The following is a 16,600-nucleotide window of genomic DNA, read 5'->3' on the forward strand; positions in this document are numbered from 1 at the left end:
GCATTGGCGGCACCCATATCGGGGCCCGGCATGTTGGCGATGAGATTGCGGATGTCGTCGAAGGGAAGGCCGGAAGCGGGCATCGCTGGATGTCTCGCGAAAGATGGAATCGGGCGGGATGCGGCGTGGCCGCCGGGTTGCCGCTGCTGCTATAGGCTTGGACGGCGGAAGACAATCGAGGATACCGAGACCGCATGGCCGACGCCCCTCCCGACATCTCGGAGTTCCCGGCCGGCCGGCCGCATTGGCCGGGCTGGCTGATCGCGACTGCGATCTGCATCCGTTTCTATTCGCGTCTCCCGGTGCCGCGCCTGCCCGGCGAGGAAGCAGCGCATGGCCTGCCGGATTTCAGGCTGGTGCCGCGCGCCGTACCGCTGGCTGCGCTCGTCATCGCTTTGCCCGCAACGCTTGTCCTCCTGGCTGCTGGCGCGGCCGGCATCAGCCCGCCGCTGGCAACGGCGCTTGCCGTCACGGTCGCGGCACTGACCACGGGAGCATTCCACGAGGACGGCCTCGCCGACACCGCCGACGGGCTGTTCGGAGGGCATACGCCGGAACGGCGGCTGGAGATCATGAAGGACAGCCGCGTCGGCACCTTCGGGGCGATGGCGCTGGGGCTCTCCCTGCTGCTGCGGGTGACGGCACTTGCGGCCATTCTCCAGGCGCTCGGATCTCTGGCTGCAGCCGCCGCGTTGCTGATCGCGGCGCCATGGTCGCGCGCCACTGCGCTCTATCTGCTCGCCACCGAGCCCCCTGCCCGGAGCTCCGGCGCCTCGGCTGCGGTTGGCCAGCCCACCGCCGCAACGGCCTGGACAGCGCTGGCGCTTTCGGTCGCGTTCGCCGTCGCAGGGACACTGGCTGCCGGGCTGCCGGGTACGGGCCTTGTGCTTGGCCTGGCGCTATCCGTGCTCGTCCTGGCGGGGCTCGCCCGGCTCGGCCGCCGCCTGATCGGCGGCCAGACCGGCGATATTCTGGGTGCAGCACAGCAACTCGCCGAGATCGCGCTCACCTGCGGCTTCGCCTTCGCGCTGGGCTCTCCCTGGCAATGAGCGGCGCCTCCAGCCCCTGCGTGCAGATCTGCGTGATCGACCCCGTATCGCGGCTCTGTGAAGGCTGCCTGCGAACGCTTCAGGAGATCGCCGACTGGTCGCGGCTGAGCGAGCCCGAGCGGCTGGCCATCATGGCCGAATTGCCTCGCCGCAAGATTCCGTCGGACCGGTCGAGCCAGCCGACAGGCTAGACCAACGGCTTTCCCGAAAACAGCAATCCACTTTTCGGGCCGATGCCTTAAGCCTCGGCTTCGCTCCCCAGCCGCTGCAAGGCATCGCCGGTCAGCCGATAGAAGATCTTCTCGGGATGCGGCGCAGCCCCGAGCGCCTCGTAGAAACCTCTGAGACCAAGATCGTCGCGCGCTGCCGTCCAATCGATGCGCTTGAAGCCGCGTTCGAGCGCCAGCCGCGCCAGCCCCCGCATCAGCGCCTTCCCCGAACCGCTACCGCGCGCGGACGCGGTGACATAGAGCTCCTTGAGGAAGAAGCCAGGCTGGAGGCCTGGCCCGGGATAGATCGCAGCTACGGCGGCAAAGCCGGTGATCGTGCCGTGCTCCACCGCCAGCAGGATGTCGCTGCCGGCGGGGCGATCGCGAAGCCCTGCCAGAATCGCCTCGGGCGTCGGACAAGGCACCGCGTAGTGGCCCTGCATCTCCACGAGCACGGCCATCAGCCCGGGATGGTCAGCCGGTGTCGCCAGTCGGGTTGTGACCATGCGCGTCCTCGCCCCGCATGCAGCTCGCCGGATCGATCAGAACAGCAGCGACCAGATGAAGCGGCTCGCGACGAAGAGCAGGAAGATGCCGAAGACGACCTCCAGCTTGCGCTTGGAGAGCCGATGCGCCAGCCGCGCGCCGATCGGGGCCGTCCAGATGCTGGTCGGAATGAAGAGCAGGAAGCCGATGAAGGAGACGTAGCCGAGTGAGAGCGGCGGCAAAACGTCCATCTTCGGCCAGCCGGCATAGATATAGCCCAACGCGCCCGGGATCGAGATCAGCACGCCGAGGCCCGAGGAGGTGGCCACGGCCTGATGGATCGGCCGGCCATAGAAGGTCATGAACAGGCTGGAGAGCTGACCGCCGCCAATGCCCATCAGCGCCGAGAGCACGCCGATGATGCCACCATAGACCGTCATCAGCCCCTTGCCCAGCATGTCATCGCCGAGCTTCCAGCGGTCCGAGGCGAAGAGCAGGCGGATTGCGCTCACCACGGCGACCGCGACGAAGATGATCTTGAACAGGTCGGGCGGCGCGTAGCGCGCGATATAGCTGCCGCCCATGACGCCGAGCACGACCGGGACCGCCCAGACCTTGAGAATGTCGAGATCGACGAGGCCCTTGGCCCGGTGGGCATTGAAGGAGCGGATCGAGGTCGGGATGATGATCGCAAGCGAGGTGCCGACGCAAAGCGGCATGCGCACCTCCTCCGGCACGCCGATGACGCGGAAGACCTCGTAGAGGATCGGCACGATGACCGCGCCGCCGCCGACGCCGAAGAGCCCGGCGAGAACACCGGTGACCGCACCGGCCAGAACCAGCGACACGGCAAGAAAGGCGAGATCGCCCAAGGGGATTCCAGCAATCATCGAAACGTTCCGTTGGCGGCGGGCGGCCACCTCTGGGCGATTTTGCGCGCCGGGGCAAGGCTTGCGCGGCAAGGCCGCTATGTCTGCGGCAGTTTCGGTGATTGTATGGCCCCAGGGCGCGCAGGGGACTGCCTGTCCATGCCGTTGCTGCAATCCCGCTCGCAAACGGCAGAGGCTCGACCGGTTGCTGCAGCGTTGCAGTGCTGAGTGCGGCCTTAAGTCGAGCCTGACAGGAAAGGACAATATTCGCACGGGGACGAAGGCCACAGGGTCGGGGGGATATCTCATCAAAAGCCACTCAGGGAGGTTAAAGATGACAGATCAACTGACTGACACGCAGCAACGCCCGGAGCTCTCACGGAGACATCTCATCGCTGCGATGGGAACCGGCGCGCTCGCCATGGCGACGAACCCAGCCCTCGCCCAGGCCCMGCCCGGCCCGCTCGGACCGCCCAGCACGATCACCAGCCCGCCCCGGGATTTCAGCCGCAACGGCGCTCCGACAACCTATTTCACCGATCCCGACATCCTCGCGGTCGACCCGGTGTTCAACAATTATGCCCAGCCCAACAGCGCGATCCAGCGGCTCTGGACCGGCGCGCTCTGGGCCGAAGGACCGGCCTGGAACGCGCAGGGTCGCTATCTGGTCTGGAGCGACATCCCCAACAATCGGCAATTGCGCTGGCTGGAAGATGACGGACGGGTCAGCATCTTCCGCACACCGTCAGGCAACAGCAATGGCAACAGCTTCGACTTCCAGGGCCGCCAGCTCTCCTGCGAGCACCTGAACCGCCGCGTCGTGCGCTATGAGCTCGACGGGTCGGCGACCGTGCTCGCCGACAGTTTCGAGGGCAAGAAACTGAACTCGCCCAATGATATCGTTGCCCATCCCGACGGCAGCTACTGGTTCACCGATCCGCCCTATGGCGGCCAACTCTACGAGGGCGCGCCGGACGCCGCCGGAGGTCCGAGCAACCCGAGCGGGCGGCTCAATCCGCGGCTCGGCCAGCTCGCCGGCATCGGCACGGCCAAGCGCGAACTGCCGACGAACTGTTATCGCATCGACCCGTCCGGCCGCATCGACCGCGTCGTCACCGAGGAACAGGTGCCGGACCCGAACGGGCTCTGCTTCTCGCCTGATTTCAAGAAGCTGTACGTTGTCTCGACAGGAAAGGGGCCGGGCGATACCGGCCCCGGCGGCAAGGGCGACATTCATGCCTTCGATGTCGGTGCCGACAACAAGCTTGGCAATCAGAAGCTGTTCTCCGATTGCATGCTCGACGGCGTGAAATGCGGGCCCGACGGGATACGCAGCGATGTCGACGGCAATCTCTGGGTCTCGAGCAATGCCGGCCGCGCCGTGGGCTATAATGGCGTGCAGGTGTTCAATCCGGCGGGCAAACTGATCGGGCGCATCCGCCTGCCGGAGGTCTGCGGCAATATCTGTTTCGGCGGACCGAAGCGAAACCGCCTGTTCATGGCAGCCAGCCAGTCGATCTACGCAGTCTATGTCAACACGCAGGGCGCCGGGCCGGGCTGACCTCTTACCGTCTCGCGCTATTGCATCGGCCCGAAAAATGGATTGCGGTTCTCGGGAAAGCCGATGCAAACACAAAGGGTTAGATCAGCGGACCGGATACGATTTCCGGTCCGATGATCTAGCCGTCCCAGCGGCGGCGGCTAGCGCGCAACCGGAGCCGGCGCGCCGGCCTCGTGGTGTTGGTCCGGGCCGCCACCAACGCCACGCAGCATCACGACCGCAAAGAGGCCGGCAAGGACCGCAATCGCCGAACAGAGCCCGGCCGTGATGGCGAAGGAGCGTGTGAAGGCCGCACGCGCCGTCGCAAGCAGGTCTGCCCCGGCGGTCCCCGCGACCTCCTTTGCAATGGTCAATGCGCCACCGAGCGTATCGCGCGCAGCAGCGGCCGCCTCCGGCGACACGCCCGACGGCACGGCCAGGCCCATCTGATAGCGATAMAGCGCAGTCAGGACGCTTCCGAGGATGGCGATGCCGAGAGCGCCGCCGAACTCGGCGCTCGTTTCGGACAGGCCCGACGCCGTGCCGGCGCGCTCGGGCGGAACGCTGCCGACCACGAGATCGGTCGTCAGCGTGACGATCGGCGCGAGCCCCAGCGAGAGCAGAACCGTCCCGGCGACGATGATCATGGGGCCTTCGACATGGCTGATCCCGGCCAGCGTCGCAAAGCCCAACGCGGTCAACGTGAAGCCGCCCGCCATGACATGCGCAGGGCTTGCGCTGCCGACGATACGGGGCGCAAACATCGATCCCAGGATGAAACCAAGCGCAGAGGGCAGCGACCAGAGCCCGGCCTCCAGCGGCTTCAATCCCAGCACGAGCTGCAGATACTGACCGGTGAAGAGGAAGCTGCTGAAGGCGATGAAGAAGCCGAGGATGTTGACCGTCAGTGAAGCGCTGAAGGCCCTGGAGCGAAACAACGCCAGATCGACCAACGGTTCGGCCAGGCGCACCTGGCGGCGCAGGAAGAGGCCGGCAAGCGCCATCCCGGCCAGGATCGCCATGATGGGCAGCCGGCCCAGGCCATCCTCGGCAATCCGCTTCAACCCGTAGATCACGGCCAGCACGGAAACGAGCGACATGGCGGCGCTTGCAAGATCGAGCCTGCCGGCATTCGGGTCGCGGAATTCCGGCAGCAGCACGGGGCCGAGCAGGAGCAGCAGCACCATCACCGGCACATTGATCAGGAAGACCGAGCCCCACCAGAAATGCTCGAGCATGATGCCGCCGACCAGCGGGCYGATCGCGCCGCCCGCCGAGAAGCTGGCGATCCAGATGCCGATGGCCGCGGTCCGCTGGCGCGGATCGAGGAACATGTTGCGGATCAGGGAGAGCGTGGACGGGGCGAGCGTCGCCCCCGCCACACCCAATATGGCGCGCGCCGCGATCAACGTGCCGGCGCTATTGGCGAAAGCGGCCAGGATCGATGCGAGGCCGAACGCCGCCGCACCGATCAGCAGCAGCCGGCGCCGGCCGATCCGGTCTCCCAGCGTGCCCATGGTGATCAGGCAGCCGGCGATCATGAAGCCGTAGATATCGACGATCCAGAGCAGCTGCGAGGCACTGGGCCTGAGTTCTGCGCTGAGCTGCGGCACAGCGAGATTTAGGACCGTCAGATCCATTGAATAGAGCAGGCAGGGCAGCGCGATGACCGCAAGGCCGATCCATTCGCGCCGACCGCCCTGAGGGGCTTGATCGTGCATCGTCATTGAAGGCTCCGGAGGCGTTGCCGCCCCTTGGTGATGATGTCCCTTGAGCTCGCCCGGCTCTGTCAGGAGAAGAGCTGCTCCAGCTTGACCAGCGAACCTGTCCAGCCATGCACATGGCGGCCGGCCGCGGCCTCGTCGTAGAACTGCTCGTGAAGCAGTGTCAGGATGGTGACATCTCCGTCCGGCTTGAGGGTCACCGTCACGCGTGAGACGCGCTCCGGCGTCGAGATCCAGGCCCAGCTGAAGACGAGGCGCTCATTTTCGACGACCTCGTGATACTCGCCCGACACGTGATGCAACTCACCATCACTGCCGCGCATCGAGATGCGATAATGGCCGCCGACGCGCGCATCGATCTCCGCCTTCTCGGCCCGGACATTCTCCGGCCCGAACCAGCGCGCGAGCAGTTCCGGTTGCGTCCAGGCGCGGTAGACCTCCGCCGGCGTCGCATTGAGCCGCCGCTTCATCGTCAGGCTGGGCGCGGTCTCGACCTTCTTGTCCATGATTATCCTCCGGTCGATCGATCAGGTCTTGTCGCTGGTCTTGCGTGGTGGTGCGCCGCGATCAGGCTCCCGATCCTTGCGCGGGCGGTTGAAATAGGCCTCGAGCGCATCGAGTTTCTCGCGCCAGAAGCGCTCGTAGCGGCGCAGCCACCCCATAGCTTCCTCCATCGGTGCGGCGTTCAGGCGGCACGATACCGTGCGGCCTGTCTTTTCCCGCGTGATCAGCCCGGCATCCGACAGCACGTCGAGATGTTTCATGATGGCCGGCAGCGTGACCGGAAAGGGTCGCGCCAGGTCACTGACCGAGACGGAATCCACCTCTTTGAGCCGCGCCAGAAGCGCCCGCCGCGTCGGGTCAGCCAAAGCGGCAAAGGTGCGGTCGAGCGACGGCTCTTGATACTTAACCATTAAGTTAAGTTTAGGAGTCGGCGCGGGCAACGTCAAGCGTGTGCCCCAAGGTGAAGAGACGTGCAGGCAGGGTAAAACCGACATTTGCCGCGCTTGCAAAGAGCGATCGCAATTTTGTCGGTTCGCGTCGACAGACGTCCAAAATGGGAGACGGCGTAGACCTCAAGAACCATGGGGCATGAAGACGAGGCAGCGAGCATCTCCCTGGCGGGCTCCGCGGGGGTGATTTCGCCTTGACGGGGCGTGTTCCCCGGAAGCCTGCTGACAGCCTGCGGCTCCGCGCTCCACTATGAGTCTTCGCAGACGCTGAGCGTCCACCGATGATGTCCAACCCCAAGCCGCCCGGGACGATCCCGCGCCGGGCAAAGAAAGGCGTTGCACGATGAAGGCGACTTCCCGCAACGGATTCGACTTCAATCAGGGTGAGTGGAACGTCAGTCATCGCAAGCTCAAGGCGCGCGGCGTCGGGTCGGGCGAATGGGACCAGTTCGAGACCCGAACAGACGCGCAATTGCTCATGGGCGGGACCGTTTCTATCGATGAGACCGATTTCCCCGATCGCGGCTTCAAGGGAATATCCCTGCGCCTCTACGATCCCACTCAGGACCAGTGGGCGATCTACTGGATCAACTCGAGTGACGGGGCCATGCAGCCGCCGGTCTTCGGCCGTTTCACGGATGGCAGAGGCGTCTTCGAAGGGGACGATCTCGATGGCGTTCGTCCGATACGCGTCAGGTTTGAATGGACGGGGACCGAGACCGCCACGCCTCAGTGGAGCCAGGCCTTTTCCTATGACGGTGGACTGAGCTGGGAGACCAACTGGGTGATGCTGTTCCGCCGCCCCTGATGAGCTGATCCAGGGAAGAGACTATCGAAGGCACCGACCGGTCACCGGCACGGGCGCGGCACCAACGGGTGTGAGGTCCGCCCCTGCCGCATTGTCGCGCCCGCGGCCGCTACGGAAATGCCGGGAATCCACGGTTGCGGGGGACTTCGGCTTTCCCGGCACGCCGGTACGGGACGAGTGCTGCATCCAGCGCCACGCCGGCACACTTAATCCGGCACATAGCGCCGGGACAGTTCGTTGCGATCGTCATAGGACGCTTCGAAGATGCATGCGGCCAGGGTGGCGCGCACGTGCAGAATCCCGGCGCCGATATTCTTGAAACCGTGGCGTGCGCCTGCCGGAATCAGCACCGACTGATTGGCCGTCACGGTCCTGGTCTCGTCGCGTAATGTGATCTCGGCCATCCCCCCGATCACTTCGAGCACCTCCTCGACGGCATGAAGATGCATCGGCGCGCCCAGCCCTGGGTCGCAGTACTGGTCGAAGATGCAAAGCTGCCGGCTCTGGACCGTCGCCGAAACGCGCATCAGCGTCCTCACCCCGTCGCGCCAATGTTCCTGCGGCTGGGTGGCGTGATCGAGGATATCCATGGTGCTGCACTCTTCCCCCGTCGGCGCCCGCATTCAGTCGGACACGCCATCGCGACCGGCAATGGTCATGCAGGTCGCCGTCATCATCGCGCAGAGCCTGGCTGTGCCGTCCTTCAGCGCGAAGACCTCGGCCGTGGCGAGCGTCAGGGTCCGGCCGGCCTTGACCACCCTGCCCTTCGCCAGCAGCCATTCGCCGGCAGCAGGCGCGAGGAGGTTGATCTTGAACTCGGCGGTGAGGATACCCGTGCCCGGCGGCATCATCGTCAGCGCCGCATATCCTGCAGCGGAATCGGCGATGGTGGCGACTGCTCCGGCATGAACGAAGCCGTGCTGCTGGGTGAGATGGACCGAGACCGGCAGCTCGATCTCGACCTCGCCGGGAGCGACCCGGGTCAGGCGCGCGCCGAGCGTCGCCATGAAGGCCTGTTTGCCGAAACTGGTCTCGACGCGCCTGACCACATCCGCATCGAAAGGCGACTGGTCGGACACGGTCATGGCAGGCTCCTATGCGGCGGCAGCCGCTTCTTCGTAGCGCGAGACATGGGCGACCGCGGCACGCAGATCCGCAAGCCCCGCTTCGCCCCCGACGCAATGCTCGGCAAGATGACGGCGGAACTGGCGCGCACCCCGACGGCCCGGGAACAGCCCGACGAGATGGCGGGTGAAGGCATGCAGCCGGCCGCCCTTCTCGAGATGCGCCGCGATATACGGTTCGAGCGCCTCCAGCATGGCGAAGGCATCGTCAACCGGCGCCGCCTCGCCAAAGAGCAGCGGATCGACCTGCAGCAGGATTTCGGGATTTTGATAGGCCTCGCGGCCGATCATCACCCCATCGAGATGCGCCAGATGCGTCGGCCATTCCGCGGAGGCACGGATGCCGCCATTGATCGCCACGATCAGGTCCGGATGCGCCGCCTTCAGACGATAGGCGCGCTCATAGTCGAGCGGCGGGATCTCGCGGTTTTCCTTCGGCGACAATCCCTGCAGCCAGGCCTTTCGAGCATGCACGACGAGCGCATCGACGCCGGCGTCTCGCACGCTGACGGTCAGGGCATCGAGCGCCGCTTCCGGATCCTGATCATCGACGCCGATGCGGCATTTGACGGTGACGGCGACGGAGACTGCCGCCTTCATCGCCGCGACGCAGTCACCGACCAGCGCGGGCTCCCGCATCAGGCAGGCACCAAAGGCCCCGCCCTGCACGCGGTCGGAGGGACAGCCGCAGTTCAGATTGATCTCGTCATAGCCGAAATCGGCGCCGATCTTCGCGGCCTCGGCCAGCAGGGCCGGATCATTGCCGCCAAGTTGCAAGGCAACAGGCTGCTCCATCGCGTCGAAGCCGATCAGGCGCTGCCGGTCGCCGCGGATCACCGCCTGCGCCGTCACCATCTCCGTATAGAGCCGCGCCCGGCGCGACATCAGGCGATGGATGACGCGGCAATGCCGGTCCGTCCAATCCATCATGGGTGCGACGGAGAATCGATATGACTGATAGTGCTGCATTTTATCCGGACATGGGCGGCGCGTGCTGAGCTTCACGCGCCCTTATACGCGAAAGCAGGCGATTTTCGACCGGTTTTGCGCATGGGATTCAGCCCGGCAATCTGCCGCGCTCAAAACTGGAAGCGAAGCAGCCGGCCCATGCGCCCGAGAGGCGGAAAGGCGGAGAGGAAGAGGACCGTCAGGCGGGCGGGCCAGGACATCCTTGCAATCTGAGCCGGATCATAGCCGCGCGGATCATAGGCGGTCAGGTCGTTCCTGAGTTTCAGCCCGGGAATGCGGTCTTCAAGCTCGCGCGGCTCGTCGATGCTCCATAACAGCGTGGCGCCGGTCGCCCGCACCGCGCGGTGATGGCTGACAAGCCATAATCCGAACGGGCTGAAGGCATCGAAAGCCAATTCGCCATGCCCGAAATGCGCAACCAGCCGTTTGATCAACCGTGGCACGGCATCCGGTCGGAGATACATCAGCAGCCCTTCTGCAATGATCATTGTCGGCCGGCCCGAAGGCACGTCATCGAGCCAACCCGACTCCGTCACCGGGGAACCGATCAGGGTGTAACCCTGTCTTTCCGGATAGAGACGCCGGCGGAGCGCAACGACCTCCGGATAGTCCAGATCGAACCAGCGTACGCTCGGGGGCGGATCGATCCGGAAGACCCGGCTGTCGAGGCCGCAGCCGAGATGCAGCACCGTCGCATCGGAGTGCCGCATGATGAAGTCGCTGGTCCAGCCATCGAAGATATGCGCCCGCATCGCCAGCGCGATCATGTCGTCCCGACTGACACCCAGTTTCCGGAAGTCATAGTCGATCCGGCGGATCGCGCTCGCGGCAAAGCGATCATTCAGCAGGGAATCCCGCAGGCGGCTTTCCTCGCCCTTGGCATAGAGGGTGATGAGGAGTGTTTCCCGCTCCCTGGTCAGGGTCACTTTCTCGGAAAGCGATGGCTCGGGATCAGCCCGCACTGGTCGCGCCGTGTTTCGGGTGGTCTGGCTGCGCACCATTGGGCGATCCCGAATCACGTTGCTGGTTCGATCGGCGCGGGCCTCGGGCACTCCCCGCCCCCTCAGCGCGTCGATCAGGGCCTGTGCAGCACCTGCGTATGTGCCGGCATGACTTCGTCCTCGAACAGCTCCGGATAGTTCTGCGCAATCCGGGGCAAGGCGTTGAGGATTTCGCGCAAATGCTTGCGCATCTCGCACTCCGCGCCATCAGCGTCTCCGGCCTCGATGGCATCGACGATCGCGGCATGCTGGGCAACGAGCAGCGGAACCGGCGAGGCGCCGGGCAGCGACAGATAGCGGACGCGGTCAGTCTGGGCGCGAGCGCCTTCGACGATGCGGGCGGCGTAGTCGCAATCGACGATCTCGGCGAGGGTCTGATGAAAATTCTCGTCGAGCACAGCGAAGGCGGAGCGATCGGCGAGCCGAGACGTCTCGCGCTGGCGCTCGATCAGCCGGCGCAGTCGCACCACGTCTTTCGCGGTGATCAAAGCGCTGGCTGCGCGCGCGATGGCACATTCCACCGCCTCGCGTACGAAGCGGGCATTGGCGATCGCCCGCATCGAAACCTTCATCACATAAGTGCCGCGGCTCGGCAGGACCTGTACGAGGCCGGCTTCGGAGAGCTCGATGAAGGCCTCGCGGACCGGCTGGCGGCCGACGCCGAAGCGGCCGGCGATATCCTTTTCCGAGAGTGCCTCACCGGGCCTGAGCCGCGTGGCGATAATCGCCCGCCGCAAGGACGAGACCAGATGCGGAGCGATCGAATCCTTGAGGCGGAGGCTGGGTTCCATCGTCATGGGCAGAGAGTCCCGCTCATCCCCCATCCGGCGGTCTGTCTATCATACCACTATGGTGGATGTCGCCATGCCCATACGTCGCAGGGGCCGGCCACCCGAAGGCGGCCGGCGTCTTCCGTGTTGGCGTCCTATTTCTTGGCCCGGGCGACGATCTGCGTCGGGTTGACGAAGCGCAGCGCGATCACCAGCCAGATCAGCGTCGTGATCATGTAGATCACCGCCATGGCATCGATCGACTGCACGGCGCGCACACCCGCGGCGAAGACCGCATAATAGAGGGCGACGACGAGCGTCTGACTGGTCGGGCCTGCGGTCAGGAAGGTCAGCTCGAACATCGCGATCGTCCTGACCAGAACCAGCAGCAGCGCAGCCAGGATGCCCGGCATCAGCAGGGGCAGCAGGACGTGAATGAAGAGCTTGAAGGTGTTCGCTCCGAAGACGCGGGCGGCCGCCTCGATCTTGGTGTCGATCTGCTCGATGAACGGGATCATCACCAGGATGACGAAGGGAACGGTCGGCACCAGGTTGGCAAGCACCACGCCGGACATGCCGCCGGCCAGGCCGAGCTTGTAGAGCACCGTCGCGAGCGGGATGCCGAACGTGATCGGCGGCACCAGCRACGGCAGCAGGAACAGCAGCATGACGAGCTTCTTGCCCGGAAAATCCCGCCGCGCCAGCGCATAGGCGGCTGGCACACCGAGCAGGCCCGAGAGGAACACAACCAGGAAGACGATCTGGAAGGTGACGCTCAGCACGTCGGAGAGCTGGAACTCGCTCCAGGCGGCCGAATACCAGCGCGTGGTCCAGCCGGCCGGCAGCCATGTGCCAAGCCAGCGGGTCGCGAAGGAACTCGTCACCACCGTCGCGATCATCGCGCCGAGGTTGAGGATGAAGAAGCCGATGAGCGTCCAGTTGGCGGCAGCCCAGAGCTTGCTGGAGAGGCGGGTATCCTTGACCATGATCTCAGCCCTTCCCGCCGCCGGCGGGGCCACGGTAGAGCATGCCGCGCGCGGCCAGCACGACGACGACGATGCTGAGCTGCACCACGCCCATGATCATCGCGACGGCAGATGCCATCGAATAATCATACTCCTCGAAGGCAGCCTGATAGGCCGCGATCGAGATGACGCGCGTCGGCCCGGCCGGCGCCCCCAGCAAGACCGCCGAGGGAAAGACCGAAAAGGCCTGCACGAAGCTGAGGCAGAAGGTGATCGCCAGGCCCGGCAGCAGGAGCGGCAGCAGGATGTGCTTGAACCGCTCCCATGGCCCGGCGCCCAGCGTCGCGCCGGCCTGCTCGAGCGCCGGATCGACACCGGAGAGGTAGGACAGGGTCAGCAGGAACGTGAAGGGGAAGCCGGTGATGACGAGCGAAATGCAGACGCCCCAGTAATTGTGCAGGAGCTTCACCGGCGTCGAGATCAGCCCGAGCGTCAGCAGGGTACGGTTGAACCAGCCCTGGGGGCCAAGATAATTCAACAGACCCTGCGCGACGAGAACCGTGCCGAGCGTGATCGGGATCACGAGGATCGTGGTCAGCAGGCGCTGATGCTTCATCATCCGCACACGGAAGGCGATCGGAATCGCCAGCAGAAGCGTCACGATCGTAACCGGCAATGCCAGCCAGAGCGTCGTCGCAATCGTCCCGTACAGGAAAGAATCCGAGAAGAAGCGCGTGTAGTTCGCCAGCATCGGCCCGGTCTTGGGCGTGAAGGAGAGCACGAGCCCATAGAGGAACGGGTAGATGAACAGCGCCAGGAGGAAGAACACCGCCGGCAGAACCAGCAGGGTCAGAGAATCGATGCCGCGTGCGGCGAGCCTCTGGCTGAGGGGGATGGATGTCGTCGCGCTCACGCCGCCCCCCCGAAAACCAGGACGCGATCGGGATCTGCAGCCAGCGTGACCTCGCCGCCCGGCGCGATGCGGTCATGCGCCAGGAAGGAGAGATCGGTTCCATCCGCCATGCGGGAGAAGCCGACGAATTCGCGGCCGCGGAACTCGGTCGAGACGACCGACGCCTTGAGCCCGGCGCTGCCGGCAGTTGCGGGGTGCAGATCCTCCGGCCGGATCGCGAGCCAGGCCTGAGCACCGGGAGCCACGCTGCCGCGCACCCGTCCGACGACCTTGGCGTCACCGACGGTGACGGTCGCGCGCTCACCCTCGACGGAGGCGACGCGGCCGGCGACCTTGTTACGGAAGCCCATGAACTCGGCGACATCGAGATGGTCGGGGCGGGAGAACAGGTCTTCCGGCCCACCGACCTGACGGACCTGGCCGTCACGCATCACGACGATGCGGTCGGCCAGCGACAACGCCTCTTCCTGATCATGCGTGACGTAGATCGTGGTTGCACCGAGCGTATTGTGGATGCGGCGGATCTCGGCGCGCATCTCGAGACGCAGCTTGGCATCAAGGTTGGAGAGCGGCTCGTCCATCAGCACGAGCGGCGGCTCGACGACGATGGCCCGGGCGATGGCGACACGCTGCTGCTGCCCGCCGGAGAGCTGGCCGGGCAGTTTCTCGGTCTGACCCTGCAACCGAACCAGCGCTGCAGCCTCGCCGACGCGCCGCTCGATCTCGGATTTCTGGACGCCGCGCATCTTCAGACCGAAGCCGATATTCCGCTTCACGCTCATATGCGGGAAGAGGGCGTAATTCTGGAACACCATGCCGAAGCCGCGCTCCTCGGGCCGCAGCGGGTCGATGCGCCGATCATCGAGCCAGATGCCGCCGCCCGTCGCTGGCAGCAGGCCCGCGATCAGGTTCAGCGTCGTCGACTTGCCGCAGCCCGACGGACCGAGAAGCGCGATGAACTCGCCCTTCTTGATCGTCAGCGACACGTCCTTGACGGCGTTGTGAGTGCCGAAGTCGCGGCTCAGATTGTCGAGCCGCAGCTCGCGGAAGTTCGCAGCGTGAATCGTCATTTAGGTCACGTCTTTGGAAAGCGGCTGATGGGTTCTGTCAGGGAGTGTGACGGCGAAGCGAGCCGGCCGGAACCGGCTCGCTGTCGTTAACGGGTTTCGTTCACTTGCGCTTGGCGCCGCCGACTTCCTCGTCCCAGCGACGGAAAGCGAGCACCATCTGGTCGGGATCGAGCGGCGTCTCGAGCGGCGCCTCGGCGATGAGCTTCTCGTATTCGGGACGGCCGTATTCCTTGATCGCCGCCTGGCTCTCGGCGGGCGCCATGTCGAGCGTCACGCCCTTCACGGCCGGGCCCGGATAGAAATAGCCCTCGTCATAGGTGTAGGCCTGCTGCTCCTTCGTGAGCAGGAAGTTCATCAGGTCGAGCAGCACCGCGAGCTTCTCGTCCGAGACGCCCTTCGGGATGCACATGTAGTGCGCGTCGGTGACCCAATGGAATCCCTTGAGCGCGCCGACCTTGGCCTCCTTGGGCACGACGCCGAGCACGCGCGGGTTGATGTCCCAGCCCGTGGTCGTGACGGTCATGTCGCGGGAGCCTTCGCCGAGCTCCTTCATCACCGCACCGGTGCCGGCCGGGTAGTACTCGACGTTCTCGCCCAGCGCCTTGAGATAGGCCCAGGTCTTGTCCCAACCCTTGACCGGATCCTTCGGGTTCGAATCCCCGAGGATATAGGGCAGGCCCATGATCCAGGTCCGGCCGGGCCCCGAATTGGCGGGGCGCGCATAGAAGAAGCGGTTCTTGTTCTCGCGGGTATAGGCGAGCAGCTCCTCGGCCGTCGTCGGCACCTTCTTGACCTTGTCGGGCATGTACTCGAGCAGCGGCCCGGAGGGATAATAGGTCACCACGACGCCCTGCCCGCTAGCGAGGCCCTGCATCTTCGCGGCACCTTCGAGGTAGATCTCGTCGAGCTTCGGCAGCGAGCCTGCAAGCTGCGGCAGCAGCGGCGTCCAAAGCTTCTGGCCGACACCGGCCGAGAGCGCATCGGTCCCGGTCAGCACCATGTCGATATCGACGCGGTTCGCTTCCTGCTGTGCCTTCAGCTTGCCGGGAAGCTCCGGCGCGGGCGCCTTGGTGAACGTGATGCGCGAGACCAGGTTCGGCTTGGCCTTGCGGTAATTCTCGATCGCCTTCTGCGTCAGCGCCAGATTGCCGGCGACATCGACGACGGAAAGCGCGACCGGCGAGGTCGGCAGCTTGAGCTGCTGCGCGAAGGCGCCCGGCGCATATGCCGCGGCACCCGCGAGACCGGCAACACCACCAATAAATGTGCGCCGATTAATGCTGTCCTGGACCATGACTTCTCCCTTCGGTACGGATTTCCCGCTTTTGGTTTCTTTCAAGACACCTTTCGGCGTCAGCCTTGGCGAAGTTCACATTGACGTCGCCTCGGAATGCCCGGTATCCTAGTATACTAGTGGACCAGAGCTTGGCAATGGGCAGCGCAGCGGCACGACAAAGCACAGACCAGATTCACCGCGCCTTGCGGGACGACGTCCTCAACGCGGTGCTCCTGCCGGGCGAGGCGATGTCGGAAGCGCGGATGGCCGTCCAGTTCGGGGTCAGCCGCACGCCCGTGCGCGAGGCCTTCAAGCGACTGGTCGACGAAGGTTTCCTGGTGGTCGTGCCGCAGGTCGGCACCTTCGTCGCGCCGATCGATCTGGCGGCAGTCTATGACAGCCAATTCGTGCGCGAAACCTTGGAATGCCGCACTGTAACGCTGGCCGCGCATCGGATCGACGATGCCGGACGTGCCGCGCTGGAACGGCTGATCACGCAGCAGGAACAGGCGCTCGCAGTGGGCGATCGCGTCAATTTCTTCCGCGCCGACGAGGCTTTCCATGCCGAGCTTTCCCGGCTTTCCGGCCACCCCTCGGTCTGGGGTCTGATCGAAGGCGTCAAGGCGCAGCTTGACCGCGTGCGCTGCCTGTCGCTGGAGGCCGCGTCCTGGCCCGGCATGATCATGGATCAGCATCGCGAAATCGCCGCAAGGGTCAGTGCCGGCGACGAACTCGGCGCCGAGACGGCGATGCGGGCGCATCTGCGCACGGTGTTCGACGCCATCGAGGCGATCGCGCGCAACCATGTCGACGCCTTCGTCGCGAACACACCGATCCGCAAGGCCTGAACCGGCCGCATTCTCTGCATCACGAC

19 protein-coding genes are annotated in these 16,600 nt (G+C 65.3%); 5 read left to right on the plus strand and 14 right to left on the minus strand.

Going from position 1 to position 16,600, the window contains the following annotated elements:
- Positions 1–194 precede the first annotated feature (194 nt).
- Entirely contained in the window at positions 195–1,049 is an 855-nt protein-coding gene (locus tag AC1D34_RS04315; RefSeq protein ID WP_476823568.1) for an adenosylcobinamide-GDP ribazoletransferase, read from the plus strand.
- The gene (locus AC1D34_RS04320) at positions 1,046–1,240 is read left to right on the plus strand and encodes a DUF1289 domain-containing protein (protein ID WP_476823569.1); all 195 of its coding nucleotides are present in this window, start codon (positions 1,046–1,048) and stop codon (positions 1,238–1,240) included. Before AC1D34_RS04315 ends, AC1D34_RS04320 begins: the two co-directional genes overlap by 4 nt.
- A 47-nt stretch (positions 1,241–1,287) precedes the next feature.
- Here AC1D34_RS04320 and AC1D34_RS04325 read toward each other — a convergent pair whose 3' ends face one another.
- Complete coding sequence (locus AC1D34_RS04325; RefSeq protein WP_476823570.1) at positions 1,288–1,764, minus strand: N-acetyltransferase family protein; 477 nt, start codon at positions 1,762–1,764, stop codon at positions 1,288–1,290.
- Positions 1,765–1,800: 36 nt separating this feature from the next.
- The gene (locus AC1D34_RS04330; RefSeq protein WP_476823571.1) at positions 1,801–2,634 is read right to left on the minus strand and encodes a sulfite exporter TauE/SafE family protein; all 834 of its coding nucleotides are present in this window, start codon (positions 2,632–2,634) and stop codon (positions 1,801–1,803) included.
- Between the two features lie 313 nt (positions 2,635–2,947).
- On the opposite strand from AC1D34_RS04330, the gene AC1D34_RS04335 reads away from it, so the two are divergent.
- The gene (locus tag AC1D34_RS04335; RefSeq protein ID WP_476823572.1) at positions 2,948–4,174 is read left to right on the plus strand and encodes an SMP-30/gluconolactonase/LRE family protein; all 1,227 of its coding nucleotides are present in this window, start codon (positions 2,948–2,950) and stop codon (positions 4,172–4,174) included.
- 140 nt (positions 4,175–4,314) lie between these two features.
- Here the strand turns inward: AC1D34_RS04335 and AC1D34_RS04340 are convergent, their stop codons facing one another.
- The 3 genes from AC1D34_RS04340 to AC1D34_RS04350 all read right to left on the minus strand — a co-directional run bounded on the left by AC1D34_RS04340 (position 4,315) and on the right by AC1D34_RS04350 (position 6,827).
- Complete coding sequence (locus tag AC1D34_RS04340; RefSeq protein ID WP_476823573.1) at positions 4,315–5,880, minus strand: MFS transporter; 1,566 nt, start codon at positions 5,878–5,880, stop codon at positions 4,315–4,317.
- A 62-nt stretch (positions 5,881–5,942) separates the two neighbouring features.
- Positions 5,943–6,383 (minus strand): SRPBCC family protein, encoded by a 441-nt coding sequence (locus AC1D34_RS04345; protein ID WP_441489184.1) that lies wholly within the window; start codon positions 6,381–6,383, stop codon positions 5,943–5,945.
- 21 nt (positions 6,384–6,404) lie between these two features.
- Entirely contained in the window at positions 6,405–6,827 is a 423-nt protein-coding gene (locus AC1D34_RS04350) for an ArsR/SmtB family transcription factor (protein WP_476823574.1), read from the minus strand.
- A gap of 346 nt (positions 6,828–7,173) precedes the next feature.
- Between AC1D34_RS04350 and AC1D34_RS04355 the strand changes: the two genes are divergently transcribed.
- Positions 7,174–7,638 carry a hypothetical protein gene (locus AC1D34_RS04355; protein ID WP_476823575.1) on the plus strand — a complete coding sequence of 155 codons (465 nt, stop codon included), beginning with the start codon at positions 7,174–7,176 and terminating at the stop codon, positions 7,636–7,638.
- Positions 7,639–7,844: 206 nt separating this feature from the next.
- On the opposite strand, the gene AC1D34_RS04360 is transcribed toward AC1D34_RS04355, so the two are convergent.
- From AC1D34_RS04360 to AC1D34_RS04400, 9 genes are all read right to left on the minus strand, one after another.
- Positions 7,845–8,228, minus strand: a complete 384-nt coding sequence (locus tag AC1D34_RS04360; protein WP_476823576.1) for a cupin domain-containing protein — start codon at positions 8,226–8,228, stop codon at positions 7,845–7,847.
- Positions 8,229–8,261: 33 nt separating this feature from the next.
- On the minus strand, positions 8,262–8,723 hold the full coding sequence (locus AC1D34_RS04365) for a PaaI family thioesterase (protein WP_476823577.1): 462 nt from the start codon (positions 8,721–8,723) through the stop codon (positions 8,262–8,264).
- A 9-nt stretch (positions 8,724–8,732) separates the two neighbouring features.
- Positions 8,733–9,731, minus strand: coding sequence for a tRNA dihydrouridine(20/20a) synthase DusA (gene dusA, locus AC1D34_RS04370; protein WP_476823578.1), 999 nt, complete (start codon positions 9,729–9,731; stop codon positions 8,733–8,735).
- A gap of 110 nt (positions 9,732–9,841) precedes the next feature.
- On the minus strand, positions 9,842–10,732 hold the full coding sequence (locus AC1D34_RS04375) for a class I SAM-dependent methyltransferase (protein WP_476823579.1): 891 nt from the start codon (positions 10,730–10,732) through the stop codon (positions 9,842–9,844).
- Between the two features lie 74 nt (positions 10,733–10,806).
- Positions 10,807–11,529, minus strand: coding sequence for a GntR family transcriptional regulator (locus AC1D34_RS04380; protein ID WP_476823580.1), 723 nt, complete (start codon positions 11,527–11,529; stop codon positions 10,807–10,809).
- 128 nt (positions 11,530–11,657) lie between these two features.
- Positions 11,658–12,488 carry an ABC transporter permease gene (locus tag AC1D34_RS04385; RefSeq protein ID WP_476823581.1) on the minus strand — a complete coding sequence of 277 codons (831 nt, stop codon included), beginning with the start codon at positions 12,486–12,488 and terminating at the stop codon, positions 11,658–11,660.
- Positions 12,489–12,492: 4 nt separating this feature from the next.
- Positions 12,493–13,380, minus strand: a complete 888-nt coding sequence (locus AC1D34_RS04390; RefSeq protein ID WP_441478761.1) for an ABC transporter permease — start codon at positions 13,378–13,380, stop codon at positions 12,493–12,495.
- On the minus strand, positions 13,377–14,450 hold the full coding sequence (locus AC1D34_RS04395; RefSeq protein WP_069877234.1) for an ABC transporter ATP-binding protein: 1,074 nt from the start codon (positions 14,448–14,450) through the stop codon (positions 13,377–13,379). The genes AC1D34_RS04390 and AC1D34_RS04395 overlap by 4 nt, the downstream gene beginning before the upstream one ends.
- Before the next feature lie 100 nt (positions 14,451–14,550).
- Entirely contained in the window at positions 14,551–15,744 is a 1,194-nt protein-coding gene (locus AC1D34_RS04400) for an ABC transporter substrate-binding protein (RefSeq protein ID WP_476823582.1), read from the minus strand.
- A gap of 137 nt (positions 15,745–15,881) precedes the next feature.
- On the opposite strand from AC1D34_RS04400, the gene AC1D34_RS04405 reads away from it, so the two are divergent.
- A complete protein-coding gene (locus tag AC1D34_RS04405; protein WP_476823583.1) occupies positions 15,882–16,574 on the plus strand; it encodes a GntR family transcriptional regulator in 693 nt (230 codons plus the stop codon).
- Positions 16,575–16,600 lie beyond the last annotated feature (26 nt).

The sequence above is a fragment of the Allobosea sp. P1_A7 genome (genome assembly GCF_056406775.1).

What these genes read in the sequence shown, in the direction of transcription:
- AC1D34_RS04315 (WP_476823568.1), top strand. Translation starts at nt 195, where the DNA reads ATGGCCGACGCCCCTCCCGACATCTCGGAGTTCCCGGCCGGCCGGCCG.
- AC1D34_RS04320 (WP_476823569.1), top strand. Translation starts at nt 1,046, where the DNA reads ATGAGCGGCGCCTCCAGCCCCTGCGTGCAGATCTGCGTGATCGACCCC.
- AC1D34_RS04325 (WP_476823570.1), bottom strand. Translation starts at nt 1,764, where the DNA reads ATGGTCACAACCCGACTGGCGACACCGGCTGACCATCCCGGGCTGATG.
- AC1D34_RS04330 (WP_476823571.1), bottom strand. Translation starts at nt 2,634, where the DNA reads ATGATTGCTGGAATCCCCTTGGGCGATCTCGCCTTTCTTGCCGTGTCG.
- AC1D34_RS04345 (WP_441489184.1), bottom strand. Translation starts at nt 6,383, where the DNA reads ATGGACAAGAAGGTCGAGACCGCGCCCAGCCTGACGATGAAGCGGCGG.
- AC1D34_RS04355 (WP_476823575.1), top strand. Translation starts at nt 7,174, where the DNA reads ATGAAGGCGACTTCCCGCAACGGATTCGACTTCAATCAGGGTGAGTGG.
- AC1D34_RS04360 (WP_476823576.1), bottom strand. Translation starts at nt 8,228, where the DNA reads ATGGATATCCTCGATCACGCCACCCAGCCGCAGGAACATTGGCGCGAC.
- AC1D34_RS04365 (WP_476823577.1), bottom strand. Translation starts at nt 8,723, where the DNA reads ATGACCGTGTCCGACCAGTCGCCTTTCGATGCGGATGTGGTCAGGCGC.
- dusA (WP_476823578.1), bottom strand. Translation starts at nt 9,731, where the DNA reads ATGCAGCACTATCAGTCATATCGATTCTCCGTCGCACCCATGATGGAT.
- AC1D34_RS04375 (WP_476823579.1), bottom strand. Translation starts at nt 10,732, where the DNA reads ATGGTGCGCAGCCAGACCACCCGAAACACGGCGCGACCAGTGCGGGCT.
- AC1D34_RS04380 (WP_476823580.1), bottom strand. Translation starts at nt 11,529, where the DNA reads ATGACGATGGAACCCAGCCTCCGCCTCAAGGATTCGATCGCTCCGCAT.
- AC1D34_RS04395 (WP_069877234.1), bottom strand. Translation starts at nt 14,450, where the DNA reads ATGACGATTCACGCTGCGAACTTCCGCGAGCTGCGGCTCGACAATCTG.
- AC1D34_RS04400 (WP_476823582.1), bottom strand. Translation starts at nt 15,744, where the DNA reads ATGGTCCAGGACAGCATTAATCGGCGCACATTTATTGGTGGTGTTGCC.
- AC1D34_RS04405 (WP_476823583.1), top strand. Translation starts at nt 15,882, where the DNA reads ATGGGCAGCGCAGCGGCACGACAAAGCACAGACCAGATTCACCGCGCC.